Here is a 24,631-nt window from a genome sequence, read left to right on the forward strand (position 1 = left end):
GGGTGGGGACCCGATGGCGGACGAAGACGAAGAACCGTGTCGTCCACGCGTCTCGCACACCGGCGGGAGACGTGCGGACGGCACGGTTCAGCCATGGCTTACCGGTTCCGCGCGCGGAAGGGGGAGGATGTACCCATGCAGCCCCGAAACATGTCCATGAGCGGCGTCGTCGACCTCGCCGCGGTGAAGGCGGCCGGAGAGGCCAAGGCCAAGGCGGAGCAGGTGCGCGCCGAGGCCGCCCGGCAGGGTGGTTCCGCCGCGGTGCCCCCGTCCGCCCTGGTGATCGACGTCGACGAGGCGGGCTTCGAGCGCGATGTGCTCCAGCGCTCCGCCGAGGTCCCGGTCGTCCTCGACTTCTGGGCCGAGTGGTGCGAGCCGTGCAAGCAGCTCGGCCCCCTCCTGGAGCGGCTGGCCGTCGAGTACAGCGGCCGCTTCCTGCTCGCGAAGATCGACGTCGACGCCAACCAGATGCTGATGCAGCAGTTCGGCATCCAGGGAATTCCGGCCGTTTTCGCGGTGGTCGCCGGTCAGGCGCTGCCGCTCTTCCAGGGCGCGGTGCCCGAGGGCCAGATCCGGGAGACCCTCGACCAGCTGATCCAGATCGGCGAGGAGCGCTTCGGCCTCACCGGCATCGCCGTGGACGCCGACGCCGACGGTTCGGCCCCCGCCCCGCGCCCCGCCGGCCCGTACGACGCGCTGCTCGAAGCGGCCCTGTCCGCGCTCGACGCGGGCGACCTGGCCGGCGCGGTGCAGGCGTACAAGAACGTGCTCGCCGACGACCCGGCTCACCCCGAGGCCAAGCTCGGCCTCGCCCAGGCCGAACTCCTCCAGCGGGTGCAGGACCTCGACCCGGGTGTCGTCCGCAAGAACGCGGCGGACGATCCGGCCGACGTCGCCGCCCAGATCGCCGCCGCCGACCTCGACCTGGTGGGCGGTCACGTGCAGGACGCCTTCGGGCGCCTGGTCGAGACCGTGCGCCGCACGGCCGGCGAGGACCGGGACGCGGCGCGGCTGCGGCTCCTGGAGCTGTTCGAGGTGATCGGTGCCGACGACCCGCGCGTGACGGCGGGCCGCCAGGCCCTCGCCCGGGTGCTGTTCTGAGGCCTTTCCCGTCCCCTTGACGGGCGCCGGATCGTCGGACGATTTGGCGACAGAGCGACAGAAGGCGGCCGCGCTTTACCAAAACTTGGTAATCGCGGCCGCTGTTACTTGTAGTAAATCAAATCCGTGATTCTGTCCGGATTCTTACGGTTATCCGCTGATATTCGCGGTCACATGACCGCACCCTGCGTGCCCGTTCGGCGCCGCCTCGCCATCGCCTGGTTATCCACCCGTTACTAGCGAGTAACGAACCCCCTTGTGCGGGGGGCCGGAATGGACCACGATCGGCGACGCTCGGTCCGAACCGCACCACCCCCGGCAAACCAACCGGGAACGCGGCGAAGGTCCCCACCGAGCGGACCGGTGCCCCGGTACCGGTCGTGGACAGGGGGGTTCCCGCTCTCACCGAGTGGGGCCTGTCCAACTCAGGCCACGCGAAACGCGTGGCCCATGGTTGTCGCTCGGGGGTGATCGCCTTGATTCGGACGCGCAGCGCGCCGCCCGATGCCTCGGCGCTCTCCTTCCCGAGGACGTAGCTCTTCTCCCATCCCAGGACGGGCCCCTGGCCCTTCCGGAGATGTACGTCCGAGAAGGAGGAATTCTCATGAAGTCCCAGGTTCGTGGCGGAACCAGGTGGAAGCGGTTCGCCGTCGTCATGGTCCCGAGCGTGGCCGCGACGGCCGCGATCGGCGTCGGCCTGGCCCAGGGTGCGCTCGCGGCGTCGTTCGCGATCTCCGGCCAGGAGTTCAAGGTCTCGACCGACAAGCTCGAGGGCACCGAGTTCGTCCAGTACGGCAGCGTCGCCAAGGGCAAGAAGCTGGACGGCACGCCGTTCGGCGCCCCGGTCGCGGTCTCCGGCTTCGACACCGCCAAGATCACCAACATGTGCCAGTCCGTCGTGACCCCGGTTCCGGGCCTCGGCGACATCACCCTCCGCCTGGAGGCGGGCACGCAGGGCGCCTCCGACCCCGACAAGCGGGTCGACGCCAAGGAGCTCTACCTCGACGTCTCGTACCTCGAGGCCGACGCCGAGTTCAAGAACATCGACATCGGCGTCGCGGCCGGCTCGCTCCCGAAGCACGCGGACGGCCAGGGCATCCAGCCCAACACCCAGGCCAACGAGAACGGCTTCGCGCAGCGCGCCGACAGCGTCACGCTGACCAAGGTCAAGCAGAAGGCGTGGGCCACCACGGCCGCCACCTTCAAGCTCCCCGACCTGAGCCTGTCCCTGCACCGGGGCACCTCGAAGGAGTGCTTCCAGGGCTGATCCGGCCCCAGGGTGCGGGCCGCTCCGGCGGCCCGCACCCGCTCCGGGGCCCGGCGGCCCCGCTTCGTACCTCTTCTCAGCAACACCGCTTCCAGGGAGCTGTTTCCATGAGCGCCGAGACCCCTGCCTCCCACGGAGTCCCCCAGCAGGACAACCGGTTCAAGGTCTGGCGTCAGACCCGGCCCTTCTGGGCGGGACTGCTCACCATCCTCGGTGGCGTGCCGATCGCCTACCTCCCCTACGGGGACATGAGGCTCGGCAACATCACCATGGCGATGAAGACGACCGCCGGATCCGGCGCGCTGATCATCGGCGTCCTGCTCATCACGCTCGGCCTGACGATGTGGTACCAGCCCATCGTCCGGGTCTTCGCCGGTGTCGCGACGATCGTGCTGGGGCTGGTCTCCATCCCCGTGTCGAACTTCGGCGGTCTCCTCATCGGATTCCTGCTCTCCCTCGTCGGCGGCGGCATGTCCATCGCCTGGGCGCCCGCGCCGCCGGTCGAGGAGGTCGTCGACGCCGAAGGCGAGGACGCGCCGGAGGAGTTCGCCGAGACCGAGGCCCTGTACGCCCCCGGCGTCCCGGAGCAGCGCGAGGCGGAGCACCACCTGACCGAAACGACGATCGACGCCAAGGGCGGGAGGAACAGTGCGGGGTGACGAGACTCAGTCGGCGCTCGCGAAGGGGGGCCCGCGGCACGCGGCCCCGCGCAAGACGCTGCTGAACAGGATCCAGGGCCCGGCGGGCAAGGCGATGGCGCTGGCCGCCATGCCGACCGCCGTGCTCGTGGGAATGGGCTTCGCGCCCAGCCCCGCCCTCGCCGACGAGAAGGACATCCCCTTCGCCCCCGGCCCCTGCGTCACGCGCTCCGACGAGCCGACTCCGGAGGCCACGGAGAGCGCGAAGCCGACCGAGAGCGCCAAGCCGACGGCCACCCCCTCGGCCACGCCCTCCGCCACCCCGTCCACCACCGCCACGCCGACGCCGACCGCGACGGCCACCGGCGAGACGGCCGCGCCGCAGACCCAGGAGCGGGCCCAGCAGCCGGCCGCGACGCCGTCCGCCACGCCCACGCCCTCCGCCACGCCCACGCCGACGAAGTCCGCCAACCCGCTGGACCCGCTGGGCTGGGGCGACGCCCTCAAGGACCTCCTCGACGGACCGGACCCGACGCCGTCGGCCACGCCCACGACCGCGGCGCCGACGACCCAGGCCCCGGTCGCGCCCGCGGCGGCCGACGACGCGCCGGCCGCGACCACCGCGCCGAAGCCGACGGCCACGACGGCGAAGCCGGCCTCCGAGCCCGCCGCCGACGCCGCCGACAAGACGAAGGCCGCGATCCGGGAGGCCGCCGACAAGGCCGGCGTCGAGACCGCGGAGCTGTCGCCGAAGACCAAGGGCCTCGACGTCACGACCGACGAGGACATACCCGAGGGCGCCAAGCCCCGCTTCCCGTGCCCCGAGCGCGACGACGCGGCGCTCGCGGCCGCCGACCTGGAGCCCGGCCTCGCCCTGCTCCCGGACGAGCCCTGGCGCCTGGAGAGCTCGCTGCTCACCCTCAAGGGCCTGAAGTACCACGGCATCGTCGAGGTGAAGACCTACGGCGGCAAGATCAAGAAGGTCCTGAAGTTCACCGCCACCGGCGTGGACATCAAGGACCTGCACCAGATGACGGACCACTCCGAGGGCCGTACGGCGCACGTCCGCTCCGCCCAGGGCTCGACGTCCACCATCACCGACGGCACGGTCACGATGTACACGGAGGAGCTCAAGGGCAACCTCCTGGGCATCATCCCGATCACCTTCGGCCCGGAGTCCCCGCCCCCGCTGGACCTCCCGTACGTCTTCTTCACCAACGTGAAGCTCAAGCAGGCCGGCCAGTTCGGCGGCACCCTCAGCGTCAAGGGCCTCCGCAACAGCATCGAGCCCAGCTGACCCCCCGTACCACTCCGGGAGCCGCACACGACGAAGCCCCCGTCCACCGGACGGGGGCTTCGTCGTGTCTCAGGCGGTCTCGGTGCCGCCGAGGTGGTGGACGCGCACCATGTTGGTGGTGCCGGGGACGCCGGGGGGCGAGCCGGCGGTGATGATCATGGTGTCACCGGCGTTGTGGCGCTGGAGCTTGAGGAGCTCGGCGTCCACGATGTCGACCATGGCGTCCGTGGTCTCCACGAACGGGACGAGGAAGGACTCCACGCCCCAGCTCAGGGTGAGCTGGTTGCGGGTGCCCTCGTCCGTGGTGAAGGCGAGGATCGGCTGCTGCGTGCGGTAGCGGGAGAGACGGCGGGCCGTGTCGCCGGACTGGGTGAAGGCGATCAGCGCCTTGCCGTCCAGGAAGTCCGCGATCTCGCAGGCCGCGCGGGCGACGGAGCCGCCCTGCGTGCGCGGCTTCTTGCCCGGGACCAGGGGCTGGAGGCCCTTGGAGAGCAGCTCCTCCTCGGCCGCGGCGACGATCTTCGACATCGTCTTCACGGTCTCGATCGGGTACGCGCCGACGGAGGACTCCGCCGACAGCATGACCGCGTCGGCGCCGTCCAGGATCGCGTTGGCGACGTCGCTCGCCTCGGCGCGGGTCGGCCGCGAGTTGGTGATCATCGACTCCATCATCTGGGTGGCGACGATGACCGGCTTGGCGTTGCGGCGGCACATCTCCACGAGGCGCTTCTGCACCATCGGGACCTTCTCCAGCGGGTACTCCACCGCGAGGTCGCCACGGGCCACCATGACCGCGTCGAAGGCGGCGACGACGGCCGCCATGTTCTCGACGGCCTGCGGCTTCTCCACCTTGGCGATGACGGGGACCCGGCGGCCCTCCTCGTCCATCACCTTGTGGACGTCCTTGACGTCGTCGGCGTCGCGGACGAAGGACAGGGCGACCATGTCGCAGCCCATCCGGAGCGCGAAGCGGAGGTCGTCGACGTCCTTCTCGGACAGCGCGGGGACGTTGACCGCCGCGCCGGGCAGGTTGATGCCCTTGTGGTCGGAGATGACACCGCCCTCGACGACGATGGTCTTGACGCGGGGGCCGTCGACCTCGACGACCCGCAGCTCGACGTTGCCGTCGTTGATCAGGACCTGGTCGCCCTTGGAGACGTCGCCCGGGAGGCCCTTGTAGGTGGTGCCGCAGATCGACTTGTCGCCCGGGACGTCCTCGGTGGTGATGGTGAACTCGTCACCGCGCACCAGCTCGACGGGTCCCTCGGCGAAGGTCTCGAGGCGGATCTTCGGTCCCTGGAGGTCGGCGAGGACGCCGACGGCGCGCCCGGTGTCCGCGGAGACCTGCCGGACGCGGTCGTACCGCTCCTGGTGCTCTGCCTGGGATCCGTGGCTGAAGTTGAATCGGGCCACGTTCATGCCGGCCTCGATGAGAGCCTTCAGCTGCTCATACGAGTCGACGGCGGGGCCCAGCGTGCAGACGATTTTGGAACGGCGCATGAGGCGGATCCTATCGGTTTGTTTCACTGCGGAATATTCCGTCTGGCGGAAAGTACAAATGGGCGCGGGCCCGCTCAGGCGTTCACTCGTTCGAGCTCCCGATGGCGAGAACGAGCGCGTGACTCTGGCGCGCGATCTCCAGCTCCTCGTCCGTCGGAACCACGGCGACGACCACCCGCGCGTAGTTCGGCGAGATGATCCGCGCCTCGTCGGAACGTACGGAGTTGAGGTCCGCGTCCACCGCGAGCCCGAGCTCCTCCAGACCCGCGATCGCAGCCTCCCGCACCGGGGCCGCGTTCTCACCGACCCCCGCCGTGAACGCCACCGCGTCCACCCGGCCGAGCACCGCGTAGTACGCGCCGATGTACTTCCTCAGACGGTGGATGTACACGTCGAACGCGAGCGCCGCCCGCTCGTCGCCCTCGTCGATCCGGCGGCGGATCTCCCGCATGTCGTTGTCGCCGCAGAGCCCCACCAGGCCCGACCTCTTGTTCAGCAGCACGTCGATCTCGTCCGCCGACATGCCCGCCACCCGCTTGAGGTGGAAGGTGACCGCCGGGTCGATGTCGCCCGAGCGGGTGCCCATGACGAGGCCCTCCAGCGGCGTCAGGCCCATCGACGTGTCCACGCACCGGCCGCCCGCCACCGCCGAGGCGGACGCGCCGTTCCCCAGGTGCAGCACGATCACGTTCACCTCCTCCGGAGCCTTGCCGAGCAGCTTCGCCGTCTCGCGCGACACGTACGCGTGGGACGTGCCGTGGAAGCCGTACCGCCGGATCCGGTGCGCGTCCGCGGTCTCCACGTCGATCGCGTACCGGGCCGCGGCCTCCGGCATCGTCGTGTGGAACGCCGTGTCGAAGACCGCCACCTGCGGCAGGTCGGGACGGAGCGCCATCGCCGTACGGATGCCGATGAGGTTCGCCGGGTTGTGCAGCGGCGCCACCGGCACCAGACGCTCGATCTCCGCCAGCACCTCGTCGTCGATCACCGTCGGCTGGGTGAACCGCAGCCCGCCGTGCACCACCCGGTGGCCGATCGCCGCCAGTTCGGGGGAGTCCAGGCCGAGCCCGTCCGCCGACAGTTCCTCGGCGACCGCCTTCAGCGCGGCCGCGTGGTCGGCGATCGGGCCGTTCGTCTCGCGCTTCGCGCCCCCGCCGTCCTGCAGCGGGGTGTGGACCAGCCGGGACGTCTCCTCGCCGATCCGCTCCACGAGCCCTTGCGCCAGACGGCTGTCGTCCCGCATGTCGAGCAGCTGGTACTTCAGCGACGAGGAACCGGAGTTGAGGACGAGGACGCGGGTCGGCACGGGACCGGTCCCGGTCGCCGACACGGGGGCCTCGGACGCGGGGACGGGGGCCCCGGTCGCGGGGACGGGGGCCCCGGTCGCGGGGACGGGGGCCCCGGTCGCGGGGACGGGGGCCCCGGTCGCGGGGACGGGGGCCTCGGATGCGGCGGTCATGCGGGGAGCTCCTGACCCTGGAAGGGAACCTGGGACTGGATCGCCGTGATGGCGACCGTGTTGACGATGTCGCTGACGAGCGCGCCCCGCGAGAGGTCGTTCACGGGCTTGCGCAGGCCCTGGAGCACCGGGCCGACGGCCACGGCGCCGGCCGAACGCTGCACGGCCTTGTAGGTGTTGTTGCCGGTGTTCAGGTCCGGGAAGATCAGCACGGACGCCTGCCCGGCCACCTCCGAGTCCGGCAGCTTCGTCGCCGCCACCGACGGCTCGACGGCGGCGTCGTACTGGATCGGGCCCTCGATCCGCAGCTCCGGATGGGCCTCGCGGACCAGCTTGGTCGCCTCCCGCACCTTGTCGACGTCCGCGCCCGAACCGGAGGTGCCCGTCGAGTACGAGAGCATCGCGATCCGCGGCTCCACCCCGAAGCGGGCCGCGGTCGCCGCCGACTGGGCCGCGATGTCCGCCAGCTGCTCGGCGTTCGGATCCGGGTTGACCGCGCAGTCGCCGTACACCAGGACCTTGTCGGCGAGGCACATGAAGAAGACCGAGGAGACGATCGAGGCGTCGGGCTTCGTCTTGATGATCTCGAAGGCCGGCCGGATCGTCGCCGCCGTCGAGTGCACCGAACCGGAGACCATGCCGTCGGCCAGCCCCTCCTGGACCATCAGGGTGCCGAAGTAGTTGACGTCCGAGACGACGTCGTACGCGAGCTCGACGGTGACGCCCTTGTGGGCCCGCAGCGCCGCGTACTTCTCGGCGAAGGAGTCGCGCAGCTCCGAGGTCTGCGGGTCGATCAACTGCGTCTCGCGCAGGTCCACGCTCAGGTCGGCGGCCTTCTTGCGGATCGTCTCCACGTCGCCCAGCAGCGTCAGGTCGCACACGTCACGGCGGACCAGGACGTCCGCGGCGCGCAGCACCCGCTCCTCGGTGCCCTCGGGGAGCACCACCCGGCGCCGGTCCGCCCGCGCCTGTTCGAGCAGCTCGTGCTCGAACATCATCGGCGTCACCCGGCCGCTGCGGGCCACCGAGATCCGCTTCAGGAGGTCGGCGGTGTCCACGTGCCGCTCGAAGAGGCCGATGGCGGTCTCCGCCTTGCGCGGGGTGGCCGCGTTCAGCTTGCCCTCCAGGGCGAAGAGTTCGGTCGCGGTCGGGAAGCTGTTGCCGGGCACCGAGATGACCGGCGTGCCGGGCGCGAGGCGCGCCGCGAGCGTCAGGATCTCCTGGCTGGGCCGCTCGTCGAGGGTGAGCAGCACGCCCGCGATCGGCGGGGTGCCGGCCGAGTGCGCGGCGAGCGCGCCGACGACCAGGTCCGCCCGGTCCCCGGGGGTGACGACGAGACAGCCGGGCGTCAGCGCGTTCAGGAAGTTCGGCAGCATGGCGCCGCCGAAGACGAAGTCCAGGGCGTCGCGCGCCAGCCCCGCGTCGTCGCCGAGGACGACCGACGCGCCGAGGGCGTGGGCGATCTGGGCGACGGTGGGCGCGGCGAGCGCCGGCTCGTCGGGCAGCACGTAGCAGGGCACGGGGACCCGGGTCGCGAGCCGCTCCAGCGCCGCCAGGTCCTCGACCGCCACCCGGTTGACCACCATCGCGAGCACGTCGCAGCCGAGTCCGTCGTACGCCCGGAAGGCGTTGCGCGCCTCGGCCCGTACGGACTCCGACGGCTGGCCCTTGCCGCCGACCACCGGGATGACGGAGGCGCCGAACTCGTTGGCCAGACGGGCGTTGAGCGCGAGCTCGTCGGGGAGCTGGGTGGCGGCGAAGTCGGTGCCGAGGACGAGGACGACCTCGTAGTCGCGGGCGACGGCGTGGAACCGGTCGACCAGCTCGGAGACCAGCGCGTCGGTGCCCTGCTCGGCCTGGAGCGCCGAGGCCTCGTGGTAGTCCATGCCGTAGACCGTCGAGGGGTCCTGCGAGAGCCGGTAGCGGGTGCGCAGCAGGTCGAAGAGCCGGTCGGGGCCGTCGTGCACCAGGGGCCGGAACACCCCCACCCGGTCCACCTGGCGGGTGAGGAGCTCCATGACTCCCAGCTCGACGACCTGGCGGCCGTCACCGCGGTCGATCCCGGTCACGTACACGCTGCGCGTCACGCCGTGGTCTCCTGTCCAGTCCTGCGGAAAGGGCCGAGCGGTGCCTCGCGGCACCTCCGCGGCCCGTGGTCAATCGACAGTGCTCGGAAAGCCCCGTTAGGGCGGCATTACCCCCTTGACAATACCTCCGCGGATGGCTTAGTCGCCCGCCGGGCGAAGGGCCCGGAACCTTGGGACGAAAGGCCTCCGCGGGGCCGCCGGGAGGGACGCGCGCGGCGACGACGAGCACGGCCCTCAGGTCCGCCGTGTGAGAATTGCCGAGGCTCACCAAGGACCGCGACCGAGCAGGAGACACAGCACGATGCGCATCGGAGTTCTCACCGCAGGCGGCGACTGCCCCGGCCTGAACGCAGTGATCCGGTCGGTCGTGCACCGGGCGCTGACCGGCCACGACGACGAAGTCATCGGCTTCGAGGACGGGTTCAAGGGCCTCCTCGACGGCCACTACCGTCCCCTCGACCTCAACGCCGTCAGCGGCATCCTGGCCCGCGGCGGCACCATCCTCGGCTCCGCCCGGCTGGAGCGGAACCGGCTGCGCGAGGCCGCCGAGTCCGCCTCCGACCTGGCCCGGCAGTACGGCATCGACGTCCTCATCCCGATCGGCGGCGAGGGCACGCTGACCGCCGCCCGGATGCTCGCCGACGCCGGCATGCCCGTCGTCGGCGTCCCGAAGACGATCGACAACGACATCTCCTCCACGGACCGCACCTTCGGCTTCGACACCGCCGTCGGCGTCGCCACCGAGGCGATGGACCGCCTCAAGACCACCGCCGAGTCCCACCAGCGCGTGATGGTCGTCGAGGTGATGGGCCGCCACGCCGGCTGGATCGCCCTGGAGTCCGGCATGGCCGGCGGCGCCCACGGCATCTGCCTGCCCGAGCGCCCCTTCGAGGTCGACGACCTCGTCAAGATGGTCGAGGAGCGCTTCGCCCGCGGCAAGAAGTTCGCCGTCATCTGCGTCGCCGAGGGCGCGCACCCGATCGAGGGCTCCATGGACTACAAGAAGGGCGAGATCGACCAGTTCGGTCACGAGCGCTTCCAGGGCATCGGCAACCAGCTCGCCGTCGAGCTGGAGCGGCGCCTCGGCAAGGAGGCCCGCCCCGTCATCCTCGGCCACGTCCAGCGCGGCGGCACGCCGACCGCGTACGACCGGGTGCTCGCCACCCGCTTCGGCTGGCACGCGGTGGAGGCGGCGCACCGCGGCGACTTCGGCCGCATGACGGCCCTGCGCGGCACGAACGTCGAGATGGTGCCCCTCGCCGAGGCCGTCACCCAGCTCAAGACCGTTCCCGCGGACCGCATGCGCGAGGCCGAGTCCGTCTTCTGACCGGCCCACGGCCGGCCCATGGCCGAGCCCGGCCGACCGCCCCGTGCAGGGACCTCCGTCCCGACCCGTCCCGGATCCGTGCAGGGATCTCCGTCCCGGCTCGACCCGACCCGGATCCGCACCGGACCCGCGCACCCGAGAGTGGCCCCGACCGTCCCCCCGTGGACGGTCGGGGCCACTCGCCCGTGTGGGGCGCCGGTGCCGGCGCCCGCGGAATTGCCGGGTTCCACTCTTGAGTCCGGGCCCGAGATCAACAAGGCTTGGGGCCTGTCCCGGACATGTCCCAACGCTGTCCGGGGGAAGGGGGGAGACGCGGATGACACCGGGGGAACGGGCCCCTGACCCGCGGGAGGCACGGAACCCCGCCGAGTTCCTCGCGCGGCTCCAGGCGCTCAAGGACTGGTCCGGCCTGACCTATCGCGACCTGTCCGCCCGCGCGGAGGAGCGCGGCGACGTCCTGCCCCGCTCCACCATGGCCAACATGCTCGCCCGCCCCACCCTGCCCCGCGACGAGCTCCTCGCCGTCTTCGTCCGCGCGTGCGGCGTCACGCCGGACGAACGGGAGACCTGGCGGTCGGTACGGGCGGAACTCGCGCGACGAAGGACGTACGACCCGCCGCCCCCCGGGCCGGACGGCCCCGACGGGACCGGCCCGACGGGGTCCGACGACCCGGCCGACCCGGCCGACTCGGCCGACCCGGGGTCCGACGGTCCGGCTGATCCGGGGGACGCGGCCGATCCGGGCGATCCGGCCGACCCGGGGGACGCGGCCGATCCCGGACACCCGGCCGACCTGGGCGACCCGGCCGGCCCGGTCACGCCCGTCTGGCCCGGTGAACCGGCGACGACGGAGGCGTCGGCCGAGGCGGCGGGGGGCGAGGCCGGACCGCGGTCGCGGATACGGAGGGCCGTCGTCGCGGCGGTCGCGCTGACCGGTCTCGTGCTCGCCGGGGTGAGCGTCGTGGCCGTGCTGAAGGACGGGCACGGCGGGCACCCGCCGCGTACGGTCACCGCGCCGGCCGTCGGGGACGTACGCATCAGGGTGGTGGGCACGGACCACTGCCTGGGCGAGCGGCGCGGCTCGCGGACCGGCCGGATCCACCAGGTGCCGTGCGCGGGGGCGGGCGTGCCGCTGTACTCGCTGGCGGAGACCGCCCGCGGCCGGTGGAGGATCGTCTCGGACCACCCCGACTACGGCCCCGGCTGCTCCGGCATACCCTCCGGCGGCCGGATACCCGCGGCCGCCTTCGAGGACTCCGAGTGCGGCGACCCCAGCCGGGTCGAGGAATTCGCCCTGGAACCGTACGGCACCCCTGTCCAGGGCTACCGGATCGTCCCGGTCGGCTCGGCGACCCCGCACAGCTGCGTCACCGTCACCGGCGACCGCACGGCCGCCTGGGCCCGGCTCGCCCAGGCCCCCTGCGCGCCCGACGCCGCCGGCCAGCTCTTCGACTTCGACCGCCGCGACTGACCGGTCCGGCGGCCCGCCCTCAGCGCAGGGAGGCGAGGGCGGTCTCGGCGATCCTCGTGGCCTCGGGTTCGCAGTCCTTCGCGGGGTCGGCGCCGTCGCCGAACGAGACCGAGGCGCGGACGACGAGGTTGCCGTCGCGGACGTGCAGGGAGCAGTCCTCGTAGGCCGACGGCTTCGCCCAGTACGCCTCGTCGCCGAAGGCGATGCCGGCGGGGCGGCCGCCGGCCGACTGCTGGGCGAATTCGGCCCGTTGGCGGTCGGACGCCTCGCCCCTCGTGCCGGTGGGGAGCTTCAGGTTCCACCAGATCTCGGCGTTCCTGGTGCGCTTGTCCTTCGGTCCCTCGGCCCAGAAGCAGCGGGTCTCCGGGCCGTCGGCGCGGACGACGGAGAAGTCGCGGTCCGTCTCCCGCTCGTAGGAGTCGAGCCGGAAGGACGACTCCCCGCAGGTGGGCAGCGTGAGGTACGGGTCGGCGTCGGCCCTCAGCAGGAAGTACCCGCCGACGCCCGTCCCCGCCACCGTGAGCAGCCCGGCGGCGACGAGCCCGAGCGTCCCCCCGAGCCGCCGCGGCCTCGCCGGCGGGGCGTCCGGCGCCGGCCCACCGGCCGGCGCCTGGGCGGTCGCGGCGGGGACCGGCGTGGGCGTGGCTTCGGGGACCGGAGCGACAGCCGCTCCGGATTCCGGCAGGGGTGCCGCACCGAGGCCCGGCGCGGGTGCGGCTTCGGGAATCGGCGCCGGTGTCGAGTCCCGGACCGTCACCGGTGCGTGGCAGGGCGGCGCCGGCGGTCGCGTACGGGACGGCGGGACGGCGACCGTGGGCTCACGGCCGGGCGCCTCGCCGAGCAACGCGCCGATGCGGGCCTGCTGTTCGGCGACCATGGCGTGCACCGCCGGGGGCCAGACCCGGGCGGCCGGGGGGACCGGGCCGAGGAGCTCGATCAGCCGGGGCGGGGAGGGCCGGGCGGCCGGATCCTTCGCGAGGCACGCCTCGACGATCCCGCGCAGCCCCGCCGGCACCCCGCCCAGGTCGGGCACCCCGTGCACCACGTTGGAGAGGATCGCGAAGGTGGAGGTGCCGTCGAACGGGCACTCGCCGGTCAGCGCCAGGACGAGGATCGCACCGAGCGAGAACACGTCGCTGGCGGGAGTGAGTTCCCGGCTCTCGGCCTGCTCCGGCGACATGAACGGCGGCGAGCCGATGACCCAGCCCGTCTGCGTCAGCCGGGTCGGCTCCGCGCCCGCCTGCTGCGCCGCCCGCGCGATGCCGAAGTCGATGACCCGGACCCCGTCCTCGGCGAGCAGCACGTTCTCGGGCTTGAGGTCGCGGTGGATCAGCCCCACCCGGTGGATCTCGACCAGCGCCGTCGCCAGGCCGAGGGCGAGCCTGCGCACGGCGGTCTCGGGCAGCGGGCCGGCCTCCCGCACCACCGACCCGAGCGAGGGCCCGGTGACGAAAACCGAGGCGAGCCAGGGGAGTTCGGCCTCCGCGCCGGCGTCCATCACGGCCGCCGTGTACGCGCCGGACACCCGGCGGGACGCGGCCACCTCCCGCCGGAAGCGGGCCCTGAAGTCGGCGTCGGAGGCGAACCGGGCGTGCACCAGCTTCACGGCCGCCAGCCGGCCGTCGTGGGCCGCGCCCAGGAGCACACGGCCCATTCCGCCGTGACCGAGTTCGGCGAGCAGCCGGTACGGGCCGACCCGGGTCACCTCGGATGCGTCGAGCGGTTTCATCGCAAGCCCCCCACGGCGCCGCGGCGCCCTCTGTCCGTCCCGCCGCCCGCCCGGCCCTGCCGGCCGCCGCGAACGCGGCAAGATCCTACTGACCCGAGGGGCCCCGGGCGGCCACGGGCCCGATCCGAACCGCCCAGCTCCCGGGCCTGCCACGGGCCCGATCCGAACCGCCCAGCTCCCGGGCGGGCGCGGAGCAGGTCCGGACGGCCCCTACGGCCCCTACGGCCCCTCGACCAGACGGGACCTGAGCTTCACCACCACCGCCGGGTCGAGCCCGACGTGGCCGGTGACGTAGCCGTACACCGAGCCGTGTCGCTCGCGCAGGTCCGCGAGGAAGAGCCGGATGATCTCGGCGGGCGCCCGGCCGTAGCCGGGCCAGCGCAGCTCGCGGCCCGGGTGGGCGGCGTGCCAGTCGGCGACGAGGCGCTCGGTGGCCAGCTCGGTGAGGGCGAAGTCGGCGAGGACGTCCTCGTCCGCGACGTCGAGGAGGCCGAGGACGACGGCGGCGAGCAGCCCCGTCCGGTCCTTGCCCGAGGCGCAGTGGAAGACCAGCGGCCCGTCGGCGTCGGCGATGACCTCCAGGGCCGTACGCAGCTCCGCCGCCCCGTCCTCGGCGACCTCGGCGAACCGGTCGGCGAGGTAGCGCCACGGGTCGAGGTCCGGGTCGATCTCCGCCTGGTCGTACGGGCGGTGCTCGATGGAGAGGTTGTGCCAGGCGACGTCCTCGGTCTCGGGCAGCCGGCCCTTGGCGGCGATCTCCCACGGATAGCGCAGGTCGATCACGGTGCCGACGGCCAGCGCCCGGAAGCGCTGCAGGTCGGCCGGCTCGGCGTCCGCGAGCTTCGCGAGGGAGTCCGAGCGGTAGAGGGTCTCCCACCGCACGGTCCCGCCGTCGGCGGTCCGATAGCCGCCCATGTCACGGAAGTTGTGGAGTCGTTCGAAGGTTATGTGTCGTCTCACCGGCCCCAATCTATGGCCTGGCAGGGCCCTTTCGACCTAGAGACCCACCGTGGCCCAGAAGTGGCCCGTGATGTCGTCGAGGTACGCCCGGCCCTCGTCGCCGGTCGCACCCGAGGCGCCCCAGCTGCTGGTGGCGGCCATGCGGGAGTGGTAGTCCGTGTGGAGCCGCTGGAGCGCGGACTCCAGTTTCCGCTTCGGCAGCGGCAGCATCTTCACGGCGGGTTTCACATAGGCCTGCCAGCGGGTGGTGGCGGCGTCCCGCAGCAGCTCGGCCAGACGCTCGTCGCCGCCGGTCGCGGTGATCAGGGCGCGCGGGCCCAGGCCGAGGACCTCGGCGAGGGCCGCCGTCTGGCGCTCGGTGCCGCGCCACCGGCCCTCGTCCTCCATCCGCTGGTACACGTGGGCGGCCACGCCCACGAGGCGGGCCAGCTCCTCGGCGGAGAGCCCGCGCGCCATCCGGTGCTCGCGGAGGGTGGAGGCCGTGGCGATCAGCTCGGCCGGGGAGCACCACAGGACGCCCGCGAGGGCGGTGAGCTCCTGTTCGTCGGGCACGGCCCGGCCGCGCTCCCAGGCCGCGACGGTCTCGGGGGCGACGAGGAGGCCGTACTGCGCGCGAAGGCCGTAGGCGACGTGGCCCGGGGCCATGCCGAGGCCCTCGCGCAGCCGGCGGGCGGCCTGGGCGTCGAAGGGTGGGGAGGGTTGGTGCACCCGGCCACGGTAGGTGCGGAGGGTGACGTCTGGATACGGTGCGTTCGCCCAACGTGCGAGGTCGTAGGAACGTGGGAACCGATCAGTAACCGCGCTTGCGCCCGTCGAGCCAGCGGTACTGGAGTTCCGGCCGCCCTATCTGCCCGTACTGCGGGGCCCGCACGGCCCGGCCCTCGGTCACCAGGTGCTCCAGGTAGCGGCGCGCGGTGATCCGGGAGATCCCGACCGCCGTCCCGGCCTCGGCGGCCGTGAGCCCGGCCGGAGCGTCCCGCAGGGTGCGGGTGACCGACTCCAGGGTGGGCCCGCTGAGGCCCTTGGGGAGCGTCGCGGGCTGCGGGGCCCGCAGCGCGGCGAGCGCCCGGTCCACCTCGTCCTGTCCGGACGCCTCCCCGGCCGCGGCCCGGAACTCGGCGTACCGTGCGAGCCGGTCCCGCAGGGTCGCGAAGGCGAACGGCTTCAGGACGTACTGGACGACGCCCAGGGACACCCCCTCCCGGACGATCGCCAGGTCGCGTGCCGAGGTCACGGCGATCACGTCGGCCGCGTGCCCCGCCGCCCGCAGCGCCCGCAGCAGCTGGAGCCCGTGTCCGTCGGGCAGGTACAGGTCCAGGAGGATCAGGTCGACCGGCGTCCGGTCCAGGATCCGCACGGCGGCGGCCCGCGAATGCGCCACGCCGACGACGGTGAAGCCCTCGACGCGGCCCGCGTACAGCGCGTGGGCGTCCGCCGCGACGGGATCGTCCTCGACGACGAGGACCCGGAGGGGAGCGGTGCTCACGCGGTCACCTCCACGGGGGCGGCGCCCGCCGGCGCGGAAGCGTCCGGCAGCGGCAGCCGTACGGTGAACTCGGCGCCGCCCGCCGCCGCGTCCGCGAGGGTCAGGGTGCCGGCGGCGCGCGAGACGGCCTGGCCGACGAGGGCGAGGCCCAGACCGCGGCCGGGGCCCCGGGTGGACCAGCCGCGGCCGAGGACGGCGTCGCGGTCGGCGGGACGGACCCCGGGGCCGCTGTCGCCGACACGGAGGAGGAGCTCGCCGTCGCCGGCCCGGGCGGCGACGGTGACCGTCACCCGCGCGTGGGGGGTGCCGCCCGCCGCCTCGACCGCGTTGTCGATGAGGTTGCCGAGGATCGTCACCAGGTCCCGCGAGGGCAGCGCCGCCGGCACCCGGCCGTCGTCGATGCGGCTGTCCTCGGTGAGGACCAGCTCCACGCCCCGCTCGTTGGCCTGCGCCGCCTTCCCGAGCAGCAGGGCCGCGAGCACCGGCTCCCCGACCGCGTCCACGACCCGGTCGGTCAGGGCCTGGGCGAGTTCCAGTTCGGCCGTCGCGAACTCCACCGCCTCGGCCACCCGGCCGAGCTCGATCAGCGAGACGACCGTGTGCAGCCGGTTCGCCGCCTCGTGGGCCTGCGAGCGGAGTGCCTCGGTGAACCCCCGCTCGGAATCCAACTCACCGGAAAGGGACTGGAGCTCGGTGCGGTCCCGGAGCGTCACGACAGTGCCGCGCCGCTCCCCGCCCACCACCGGACGGGTGTTGACCACGAGCACCCGGTCGGCCGTCAGGTGCGTCTCGTCGACGCGCGGCTCCGAGGAGAGCAGCGCCCCCGTCAGGGACGCGGGCAGGCCGAGTTCGGCCGCCGGCCGGCCGACGACCCCCTCGTCCAGACCGAGCAGCTCCCGCGCCCCGTCGTTGATCAGGGCGATCCTGCGCCCGCCGTCGAGCATGACGAGCCCCTCGTGGACCGCGTGCAGCGCGGCCTCGTGGTAGTCGTGCATCCGGCTCAGCTCCGTCGCGTTCATGCCGTGCGTGTGGCGGCGCAGCCGCGCGTTGACCACGTACGTCCCCGCGCCGCCCAGCGCGAGCGCCGCACCCGCCATGCCGAGCAGGGCGGTCACCTGCTCCCGCACCTGCTCGCTGATCCTCTCGATGGTGATGCCCGCGCTGACCAGGGCGACCACCCGGCCGTCGGCGTACACCGGGGCGACCGTCCGCACGGAAGGCCCGAGCACTCCGAGATGGGTCTCGGAGTAGAGACGGCCCTGCCGCGCCTCCTCGATGTGGCCGAGGTACGTCCGGCCGATCTGATCCGGCTCCGGATGCGTCCACCGGGTGCCGTCCGGCGCCATGATCACCACGAAGGCGACGTCCGCGTGCCGGCGCAGCGACTCCGCGTACGGCTGGAGGACGGCCGTCGGGTCGGCCGAACGGGCGGCGGCCGCCACGGCGGGGGAGTCCGCGACGGCCGCCGCGGTCGCCGTGGACTGGCGGCGCGCCGTCTCCTCGGCCTGCGCGAGGTCCGTGACGTACGCGAAGAACGCGCACCCCGCCACGACGACGGCCACGAGCACGACCTGCATCGCGAACAGCTGGCCCGCCAGGCTGCGGGGGCGGGGGAGGGGGAGACGCATGCGGGTAAGTGTGCACGGCGGCGTTTGCGCCGGGGCATTGCGTTCCCGAATCGTTCCCTTCCCACCCGTGCCCCGCCGCCCTGCCGCCCGCGCCCTTCCGGCGCACCCCACCCTTCGGTCGTGAACGAAACGTACGCAACGGTGACCCCGGTCACAGGCTGGTGGATAGTCGCGGAGTCCACCGGGACGTGGACATCCGACAGCACGAGGAGGACCCCGTGGCCGCACGGCGGGACCGTACGCACTATCTGTATCTGGCCGTCATCGGCGCCGTACTGCTCGGCATCGCGGTCGGCTTCCTGGCGCCGGGCGTCGCCGTCGAGCTCAAGCCCCTGGGCACCGGCTTCGTCAACCTGATCAAGATGATGATCTCGCCGATCATCTTCTGCACGATCGTGCTCGGCGTCGGATCCGTCAGGAAGGCCGCCAAGGTCGGCGCCGTCGGCGGCCTCGCCCTCGGCTACTTCCTCGTCATGTCGACCGTCGCACTCGCGATCGGCCTGCTCGTCGGCAACCTCCTGGAGCCCGGCTCCGGACTCCACCTCACCCACGAGATCGCCGAGGCCGGCGCCAAGCAGGCCGAGGGCGCGAGCGAGTCCACGACCGACTTCCTGCTCGGCGTCATCCCCACCACCCTCGTCTCCGCCTTCACCGGCGGAGAGGTCCTCCAGACCCTCCTCGTCGCCCTCCTCGCCGGCTTCGCGCTCCAGGCCATGGGCGCCGCCGGAGAGCCCGTCCTGCGCGGCATCGGCCACATCCAGCGGCTCGTCTTCCGCATCCTCGGCATGATCATGTGGGCCGCCCCCGTCGGCGCCTTCGGCGCGATCGCCGCCGTCGTCGGCGCGACCGGCGCCGCCGCGCTCAAGTCGCTCGCCGTCATCATGATCGGCTTCTACGTGACCTGCGGGCTCTTCGTCTTCGTCGTCCTCGGCACGATCCTCCGGCTGGTCGCCGGGATCAACATCTGGTCCCTCCTGAAGTACCTGGGCCGCGAGTTCCTGCTCATCCTCTCCACCTCCTCCTCCGAGTCGGCGCTGCCCCGGCTCATCGCGAAGATGGAGCACCTCGGCGTCAGCAAGCCCGTCGTCGGCATCACCGTGCCGACCGGCTACTCCTTCAACCTCGACGGCACCGCCATCTACCTCACGATGGCCTCCCTCTTCACCGCCGAGGCCATGGGCGACCCCCTCTCCCTCGGCGAGCAGATCTCCCTCCTCGTCTTCATGATCATCGCCTCCAAGGGTGCCGCGGGCGTCACCGGCGCAGGGCTCGCCACCCTCGCCGGCGGCCTCCAGTCCCACCGCCCCGAACTCGTCGACGGGGTCGGCCTCATCGTCGGCATCGACCGCTTCATGAGCGAGGCCCGCGCCCTCACCAACTTCGCCGGCAACGCCGTCGCCACCGTGCTCGTCGGCACCTGGACGCGGGAGATCGACCGGGCGCGGGTGTCCGACGTCCTCTCCGGCCGCGTCCCCTTCCCCGAGGACACCCTCCTCGACGACCACACCCCCGTCCCCGTCCCCGACCCCCGCCCCGACCCCGGCCACGAGAAAGCCCGCACCGGCGTCTGACCCGGGGGCCGTGCCCGGGGGAGAAGGCTCCGGGTCCCGGGTCTTGAGCCGGATCCGGGCCCCGGGGGAGGGCGGCTCGGCCCCGAAAGGGCGGGGCCGCCCTTCTTACCCGTCGAGCGCGGAGAGCTCGTCCGGGGAGAGGACGAGGGCGGCCGCGTCCGCCGAGTCCCGCACGGACGACGGCCGACTCGCCCCCGGGATGGGGACGACGGTGCCGGAGCGGGAGAGCAGCCACGCGAGGGCGACCCGCTGAGGGCTGACCCCGCGGGCACGCGCCACACGGTGGAAGGCGCCGGACGAAGGATCCTGTTCCAGGGCCGACGCGCCGTCGAGGGAGCTGCGGGAGATGCCGCCCAGGGGGCTCCACGGGAGGAAGGCGAGACCGAGCCGCGCACAGAGCCGGAGTTCGGCCTCGCTGTCCCGGACGGCGGGGGAGTAGCGGTTCTGGACGGAGACGAGCCGGTCGCCGAGGATGTCGCGGGCGAGGAGGATCCGGTCGGTGTCGACGTTCGAGACGCCCGCGAGGCGGATCGTGCCGGCGTCCAGCAACTCCCTCACCGCTCCGAGGGATTCGGCGTACGGGACGGCGGGGTCCGGCTTGTGCAGCTGGTAGAGGCCGATCGCGTCGCCGCCGAGCCGTCGTGCCGAGGCCTCCGCCGCTCGGCGCAGGTGCTCGGGGCGGCCGTCGACGGTCCAACCGCCGTCCGGCGTGCGTCCCCGGCCGCCCTTCGTCGCGACGAGTACGCCGTCCGTAACGCCGCCGTAGGAGGCGAGCGCGCGCGCCACGAGGAGTTCGCCCTCACCGGGGGTGCCGTTCGGCGGGTGGTAGGAGTCGGCGGTGTCGAGGAGGGTGACGCCCGCGTCGAGTGCGGCGTGCACGGTGGCGACGGCCCGCGCCTCGTCGGGCCGGCCCTCGATGGAGAGCGGCATGGTGCCGAGGCCGACCGCCCCGACGCGCACGTCTCCGAGCATGCGGTACCGCATCACCGCACCACCCCGGCGGCCTCTTCGACCGCAGCCCTGACCGCGGTCTCGCGGGTTTCCCCGACCGCGGCCTCACCCGTTTCCCCGACCGGGTCCTCACCGGTTTCCCCGACCGCGGCCTCACCGGTCTCCCCGACCGAGGCCCCGGCCACAGCCCCGTCGACCTCCCCGGCCGTTTCCCCGACCGTTTCCGCGACCGCCTTCGCCAGCCATTCCCGCGAGTGGCTGAAGGAATAGCCGAGCGCGGTGGCGCGGGAATTGTCCATGCCGTAGGAGCGGGTGAAGGAGAAGGGGGAGATCCGGCCGACGTCGACCGGACGGAAGTGGGCGCGGCCGCCGACGTGCCGGTGGATTTCGGCGCAGATGTCGGCGGTGGTGAGGGGGCCGTGGGAGTGGGCGTTCACGGGGCCGGTGAAGTCCGCGGAGACGGTCCAGGCGAGGAAGGCGGCGATCTCGTCGACGTACACGTAGGTGGCGGGGTGGTCGACGGCCGGTACGGCGATGGGTTCGGCGGCGCGGATGCGCCGGACGTAGTGGTCGAGCCGGCCGGTGAAGTCGTCGGCGCCGCCGAGGACGTGGGCGACCCGTACGGACGTCCAGGCGAAGGGGGAGCCGGCCGCGAAGACCGCCTCGGCCTGGCGCTTGCCCTCGCCGTAGTGGGCGTCGAGGAACTCGGGGTCCTCCCAGGGCAGGCCGGTGTCGACGGTGACCGCCGAGAGGTCGAGGGCGGTCTCGGCGACCGGAGTGGCCGAGTCCTCGTACTCGTACACCTCCACCGTCGAGGTCATCACGTAGCGGCGGGTGCGGTCACGGAACACGCGCCGGGCGATCTCGGCCTGGCGGGGGGTATAGCAGACCTGGTCGACGACGACGTCGAAGGAACGGCCGGTGAGAACGGATTCCAGGGAGACCTCGTCGTCGCGGTCGGCGACGAGCTGCTCGATTCCCCCGGGGGCGGGGGAGGAGCCCCGGTTGAGCACCGTGACGCCGTGCCCGGATTCCCGCAGCAGCGCGATGAGCCGCTTTCCGAAATAGCGGTTGCCGCCGATGACCAGAACGTTCACGAATCCCAACTCCTTTGTATTCGGGGACAAGTGTTACGTTGTGGGCTCGCCGGATGAAGGGGGATACATGGGAGTGCGGGCCGTCTCGCCGAAGGAACCACGGCCTTCGCGTGCGGGCGCCGACGAAACCTCGGCGGCCGCTTTCGACGCCATCGACCGGCAGATCCTGGGCCTCCTCCAGAGCGACGGCCGCATGAAGCTCAGCGAGCTCGGGCGCCGGGTACGGCTCAGTCCGGCGGCGGTCACCGAGCGGGTGCGGCGCCTGGAGGCGGGCGGGGCGGTCACGGGGTACGGGGCCCACGTCTCGCCGGCGCGGCTGGGCTACGGCATCCAGGCCTTCATCAGGGTGAACCCGCACGGCGGCTACACCCTGAAGCACCCCCGCACCCTGGAGCTCACCGCGCGACCCGAGGTCCTGGAGGTCCACCACGTGGTCGGCGAGGACTGCTGGATCCTCAAGGTCGCCGTCACCGACACGATCCACCTCGAAGAGGTCCTGGAGCAGACCTCGGCGCTCGGCAGGACCACGACCTCGATCGTCCTGTCGTCCCCGGTCGAGCGGAAGCCGCTGCTGCCGCCCGCGTGACGACGCCCGTCCCGGCGCCCCCCACGGGGCGAGTCCCCGTGTGACCCGCTCACCGCGCATACGGAAATACCCCGACTAGAATTGACAGCCGGGGTATTGCGTCGCGTATATTCATGGGTTCCGTGTCCGGACATACGAGAGGCACGGAGAAGTTCAATAAACGCACTGTATCGCGCCGGGAGTCGAATTGTCAACCGAGGAATTTCGGAAAGAGCAGCAATTCATCACCGATCTGTACGGACGGCTCGACGACCTCAGGGACCAGGCCGAGGCCTCCGTCGCGCAGGCCCTGCGCACCCCGGGGGTCGGCGGCAACCAGGGCCGGCTGGAGCGGGACGTGATGGTCGCCGAGCAGTCCGGTCTGCTCGCCGCGCTGAACGCGGGGGAGAGCGGGCTCTGCTTCGGCCGGCTCGTGTTCAAGGACGGCCGCGACCACCACATCGGCCGGCTCGGCATCCGCGAGGACGACGCGAACCGCACCCCGCTCGTCGTCGACTGGCGCGCCGAGGTCGCCCGGCCCTTCTACCTCGCCACCGGGTACGAGCCGATGGGCCTCACCCGCCGCCGGCACCTCACCACCGTCGGCCGCACCGTGACCGCGCTGCACGACGAGGTCCTCGACCTGACCGACGCCACCCGCACCGGCCACGAGAGCCGGGACGCCGACGAGGTGCTGCTCGCCGCGCTCGACGCCGCCCGCACCGGCCGGATGCACGACATCGTGCAGACCATCCAGGCCGAGCAGGACGCCATCATCCGCTCGCCGCACCGCGGGGTCCTCGTCGTCGAGGGCGGCCCCGGAACCGGCAAGACGGCCGTCGCCCTGCACCGGGCCGCATACCTCCTCTACGCGCACCGCGAGCAGCTCGCCCGGCGGGCCGTCCTGATCGTCGGCCCCAACCCGGCGTTCCTCGGCTACATCGGCAACGTCCTGCCCTCCCTCGGCGAGACCGGCGTCCTCCTCGCCACCCCCGCCGAGCTCTTCCCCGGCGTCCGCGCCACCGGCACCGACACCGCGGAGGCCGCCGCGGTCAAGGGCTCCGCCGCCATGGCCGACGCCCTCGCCGCGGCCGTACGCGACCGCCAGCAGGTCCCCGACCGCGGCGAGCCGCTCGTCGTCCCGCACGACGACGGCGACCTGGTCATCGACTGGGACATGGCGCTGGAGGCCCGCCACAAGGCCCGCGAGACCGCCCTCCCGCACAACCTCGCCCGCCCGTACTTCGTCTTCCGCATCCTCGACGCGCTCGCCGAACAGCTCGCCGACCGGATCGGCGCCGACCCCTACGGCGGTCCCAACTTCCTCGGCCCCGACGACATCGCGCTGCTCGCCAAGGGCATCGCCGCCAACCCCGAGGTGTACGCGGCGATCGGCACGCTCTGGCCCGCCCTCACCCCGCAGGACTTCCTCGCCGACTACCTCGCCGAACCCACCCACCTTCCCGAGGCCGACGCCGCGGCGATCCGGCGCGACGGCGGACCCTGGACCCCCGGGGACGTACCCCTGCTCGACGAGGCGGCCGAACTCCTCGGCGAGGACGACTCGGCGGCCCGCGCCGCCGAGGAGGCCGAACGGCAGAAGCAGATCCAGTACGCGCAGGGCGTCCTCGACGTCTCCTTCGCCTCGCGCACCTACGAGTTCGAGGACAAGGAGGAACTCGACAAGGACGCCTCCGAGGTCCTCTCGGCCCACGACATCATCGACGCCGAGCGCTTCGCCGAACGCCACGAGGAGGCCGACCACCGCACCGCCGCCGAACGGGCCGCCGCCGACCGCACCTGGGCCTTCGGCCACATCATCGTCGACGAGGCCCAGGAGCTCTCCGCGATGACCTGGCGCCTGCTCATGCGCCGCAGCCCCAACCGCTCCATGACCCTGGTCGGCGACCCCGCCCAGACCGGCGACCCGGCGGGGGTCGGCGCCTGGGAGAGCATCCTCGCGCCGTACGTGGAGGACCGCTGGGACCACGTCCGCCTCGGCGTCAACTACCGCACGCCCGCCGAGATCATGGCCGTCGCCGCCGAGGTGCGGCGGTCCGACGACCCGGCCTTCGAGCCGCCGAGCTCGGTCCGCTCCACCGGAGTGGAACCCTGGGACCGCACCGTCGACGACCCGGTCAAGGAGGCCGCCGACGCGGTCGCCGCCGAGGCCCGCGCGGAGGGGCGGCTCGCCGTCATCGCCCCGCCCGCGCTCCATCCCGGTCTCGTCGCCGCCCTCCCGGACGCCTCGTACGGCCCGAAGCCCGACCTCACCCGGCCGGTCGTCCTGCTCGACCCCCGGCAGGCGAAGGGCCTGGAGTTCGACACCGTCCTCGTCGTCGATCCGGACGGCATCCGGGCCGGCGCCACGCACGGCGTCAACGACCTGTACGTGGCACTGACCCGGGCCACCCAGCGCCTGGGGATCATCCGCCCGGCGGCCCCCGCCGTACCGACCCCCGCGTAGACCGTCACGCGAAGGCCGGCACCGGCCGCG

18 protein-coding genes and 1 pseudogene are annotated in these 24,631 nt (G+C 72.9%); 9 read left to right on the top strand and 10 right to left on the bottom strand.

Annotated elements, in window-relative coordinates; genetic code table 11:
• The first annotated feature begins 135 nt into the window (after positions 1-135).
• The 4 genes from AC067A_RS02295 to AC067A_RS02310 all read left to right on the top strand — a co-directional run bounded on the left by AC067A_RS02295 (position 136) and on the right by AC067A_RS02310 (position 4,303).
• On the top strand, positions 136-1,101 hold the full coding sequence (locus tag AC067A_RS02295; protein ID WP_478613310.1) for a tetratricopeptide repeat protein: 966 nt from the start codon (positions 136-138) through the stop codon (positions 1,099-1,101).
• 604 nt (positions 1,102-1,705) lie between these two features.
• Positions 1,706-2,368 (top strand): DUF6230 family protein, encoded by a 663-nt coding sequence (locus tag AC067A_RS02300; protein ID WP_478613313.1) that lies wholly within the window; start codon positions 1,706-1,708, stop codon positions 2,366-2,368.
• 107 nt (positions 2,369-2,475) lie between these two features.
• Complete coding sequence (locus tag AC067A_RS02305; protein ID WP_478613316.1) at positions 2,476-3,027, top strand: DUF6114 domain-containing protein; 552 nt, start codon at positions 2,476-2,478, stop codon at positions 3,025-3,027.
• Positions 3,017-4,303 carry a hypothetical protein gene (locus AC067A_RS02310; protein ID WP_478613319.1) on the top strand — a complete coding sequence of 429 codons (1,287 nt, stop codon included), beginning with the start codon at positions 3,017-3,019 and terminating at the stop codon, positions 4,301-4,303. Before AC067A_RS02305 ends, AC067A_RS02310 begins: the two co-directional genes overlap by 11 nt.
• A 69-nt stretch (positions 4,304-4,372) precedes the next feature.
• On the opposite strand, the gene pyk is transcribed toward AC067A_RS02310, so the two are convergent.
• The 3 genes from pyk to pta all read right to left on the bottom strand — a co-directional run bounded on the left by pyk (position 4,373) and on the right by pta (position 9,349).
• Positions 4,373-5,803, bottom strand: coding sequence for a pyruvate kinase (gene pyk / locus AC067A_RS02315; protein ID WP_478613322.1), 1,431 nt, complete (start codon positions 5,801-5,803; stop codon positions 4,373-4,375).
• Positions 5,804-5,885: 82 nt separating this feature from the next.
• Positions 5,886-7,262 carry an acetate kinase gene (locus tag AC067A_RS02320; protein WP_478613325.1) on the bottom strand — a complete coding sequence of 459 codons (1,377 nt, stop codon included), beginning with the start codon at positions 7,260-7,262 and terminating at the stop codon, positions 5,886-5,888.
• Positions 7,259-9,349 carry a phosphate acetyltransferase gene (gene pta, locus AC067A_RS02325; RefSeq protein ID WP_478613328.1) on the bottom strand — a complete coding sequence of 697 codons (2,091 nt, stop codon included), beginning with the start codon at positions 9,347-9,349 and terminating at the stop codon, positions 7,259-7,261. The genes AC067A_RS02320 and pta overlap by 4 nt, the downstream gene beginning before the upstream one ends.
• A gap of 301 nt (positions 9,350-9,650) precedes the next feature.
• On the opposite strand from pta, the gene AC067A_RS02330 reads away from it, so the two are divergent.
• Positions 9,651-10,676 (top strand): ATP-dependent 6-phosphofructokinase, encoded by a 1,026-nt coding sequence (locus tag AC067A_RS02330; RefSeq protein ID WP_478613331.1) that lies wholly within the window; start codon positions 9,651-9,653, stop codon positions 10,674-10,676.
• 316 nt (positions 10,677-10,992) lie between these two features.
• Positions 10,993-12,147, top strand: coding sequence for a helix-turn-helix domain-containing protein (locus AC067A_RS02335; protein WP_478613334.1), 1,155 nt, complete (start codon positions 10,993-10,995; stop codon positions 12,145-12,147).
• 19 nt (positions 12,148-12,166) lie between these two features.
• Here the strand turns inward: AC067A_RS02335 and AC067A_RS02340 are convergent, their stop codons facing one another.
• The 5 genes from AC067A_RS02340 to AC067A_RS02360 all read right to left on the bottom strand — a co-directional run bounded on the left by AC067A_RS02340 (position 12,167) and on the right by AC067A_RS02360 (position 17,950).
• Complete coding sequence (locus AC067A_RS02340) at positions 12,167-13,876, bottom strand: serine/threonine-protein kinase (protein ID WP_478613336.1); 1,710 nt, start codon at positions 13,874-13,876, stop codon at positions 12,167-12,169.
• 219 nt (positions 13,877-14,095) lie between these two features.
• A complete protein-coding gene (locus AC067A_RS02345) occupies positions 14,096-14,836 on the bottom strand; it encodes a tyrosine-protein phosphatase (protein WP_478613339.1) in 741 nt (246 codons plus the stop codon).
• 36 nt (positions 14,837-14,872) lie between these two features.
• A complete protein-coding gene (locus tag AC067A_RS02350) occupies positions 14,873-15,481 on the bottom strand; it encodes a helix-turn-helix transcriptional regulator (RefSeq protein WP_478613516.1) in 609 nt (202 codons plus the stop codon).
• A gap of 145 nt (positions 15,482-15,626) precedes the next feature.
• Entirely contained in the window at positions 15,627-16,322 is a 696-nt protein-coding gene (locus AC067A_RS02355; protein ID WP_478613342.1) for a response regulator, read from the bottom strand.
• Positions 16,319-17,950 carry a sensor histidine kinase gene (locus AC067A_RS02360; protein WP_478613345.1) on the bottom strand — a complete coding sequence of 544 codons (1,632 nt, stop codon included), beginning with the start codon at positions 17,948-17,950 and terminating at the stop codon, positions 16,319-16,321. The genes AC067A_RS02355 and AC067A_RS02360 overlap by 4 nt, the downstream gene beginning before the upstream one ends.
• 188 nt (positions 17,951-18,138) lie before the next feature.
• Here AC067A_RS02360 and AC067A_RS02365 point away from each other — a divergent pair, with 188 nt between their 5' ends.
• Positions 18,139-19,521: a cation:dicarboxylate symporter family transporter gene (locus tag AC067A_RS02365; protein WP_478613348.1), complete on the top strand. Its 1,383-nt coding sequence runs from the start codon at positions 18,139-18,141 to the stop codon at positions 19,519-19,521.
• Positions 19,522-19,626: 105 nt separating this feature from the next.
• On the opposite strand, the gene AC067A_RS02370 is transcribed toward AC067A_RS02365, so the two are convergent.
• Both AC067A_RS02370 and AC067A_RS02375 read right to left on the bottom strand, forming a co-directional pair.
• On the bottom strand, positions 19,627-20,505 hold the full coding sequence (locus AC067A_RS02370; RefSeq protein ID WP_478613351.1) for an aldo/keto reductase: 879 nt from the start codon (positions 20,503-20,505) through the stop codon (positions 19,627-19,629).
• A 179-nt stretch (positions 20,506-20,684) separates the two neighbouring features.
• Positions 20,685-21,569, bottom strand: a pseudogene (locus tag AC067A_RS02375) (NAD-dependent epimerase/dehydratase family protein); the annotation flags it as partial.
• A gap of 67 nt (positions 21,570-21,636) precedes the next feature.
• On the opposite strand from AC067A_RS02375, the gene AC067A_RS02380 reads away from it, so the two are divergent.
• Positions 21,637-22,155, top strand: coding sequence for an Lrp/AsnC family transcriptional regulator (locus AC067A_RS02380; protein ID WP_478613353.1), 519 nt, complete (start codon positions 21,637-21,639; stop codon positions 22,153-22,155).
• 187 nt (positions 22,156-22,342) lie between these two features.
• Complete coding sequence (locus AC067A_RS02385) at positions 22,343-24,601, top strand: HelD family protein (RefSeq protein WP_478613356.1); 2,259 nt, start codon at positions 22,343-22,345, stop codon at positions 24,599-24,601.
• Positions 24,602-24,631: the final 30 nt, after the last annotated feature.

The sequence above is a fragment of the Streptomyces sp. NPDC043176 genome (assembly GCF_056436715.1).

Bases quoted from the DNA above. Each gene is read 5' to 3' on its own strand.
- AC067A_RS02295 (WP_478613310.1), top strand. From the start codon at position 136: ATGCAGCCCCGAAACATGTCCATGAGCGGCGTCGTCGACCTCGCCGCG.
- AC067A_RS02300 (WP_478613313.1), top strand. From the start codon at position 1,706: ATGAAGTCCCAGGTTCGTGGCGGAACCAGGTGGAAGCGGTTCGCCGTC.
- AC067A_RS02305 (WP_478613316.1), top strand. From the start codon at position 2,476: ATGAGCGCCGAGACCCCTGCCTCCCACGGAGTCCCCCAGCAGGACAAC.
- pyk (WP_478613322.1), bottom strand. From the start codon at position 5,803: ATGCGCCGTTCCAAAATCGTCTGCACGCTGGGCCCCGCCGTCGACTCG.
- AC067A_RS02320 (WP_478613325.1), bottom strand. From the start codon at position 7,262: ATGACCGCCGCATCCGAGGCCCCCGTCCCCGCGACCGGGGCCCCCGTC.
- AC067A_RS02330 (WP_478613331.1), top strand. From the start codon at position 9,651: ATGCGCATCGGAGTTCTCACCGCAGGCGGCGACTGCCCCGGCCTGAAC.
- AC067A_RS02335 (WP_478613334.1), top strand. From the start codon at position 10,993: ATGACACCGGGGGAACGGGCCCCTGACCCGCGGGAGGCACGGAACCCC.
- AC067A_RS02340 (WP_478613336.1), bottom strand. From the start codon at position 13,876: ATGAAACCGCTCGACGCATCCGAGGTGACCCGGGTCGGCCCGTACCGG.
- AC067A_RS02350 (WP_478613516.1), bottom strand. From the start codon at position 15,481: ATGGCCCCGGGCCACGTCGCCTACGGCCTTCGCGCGCAGTACGGCCTC.
- AC067A_RS02360 (WP_478613345.1), bottom strand. From the start codon at position 17,950: ATGCGTCTCCCCCTCCCCCGCCCCCGCAGCCTGGCGGGCCAGCTGTTC.
- AC067A_RS02370 (WP_478613351.1), bottom strand. From the start codon at position 20,505: ATGCGGTACCGCATGCTCGGAGACGTGCGCGTCGGGGCGGTCGGCCTC.
- AC067A_RS02380 (WP_478613353.1), top strand. From the start codon at position 21,637: ATGGGAGTGCGGGCCGTCTCGCCGAAGGAACCACGGCCTTCGCGTGCG.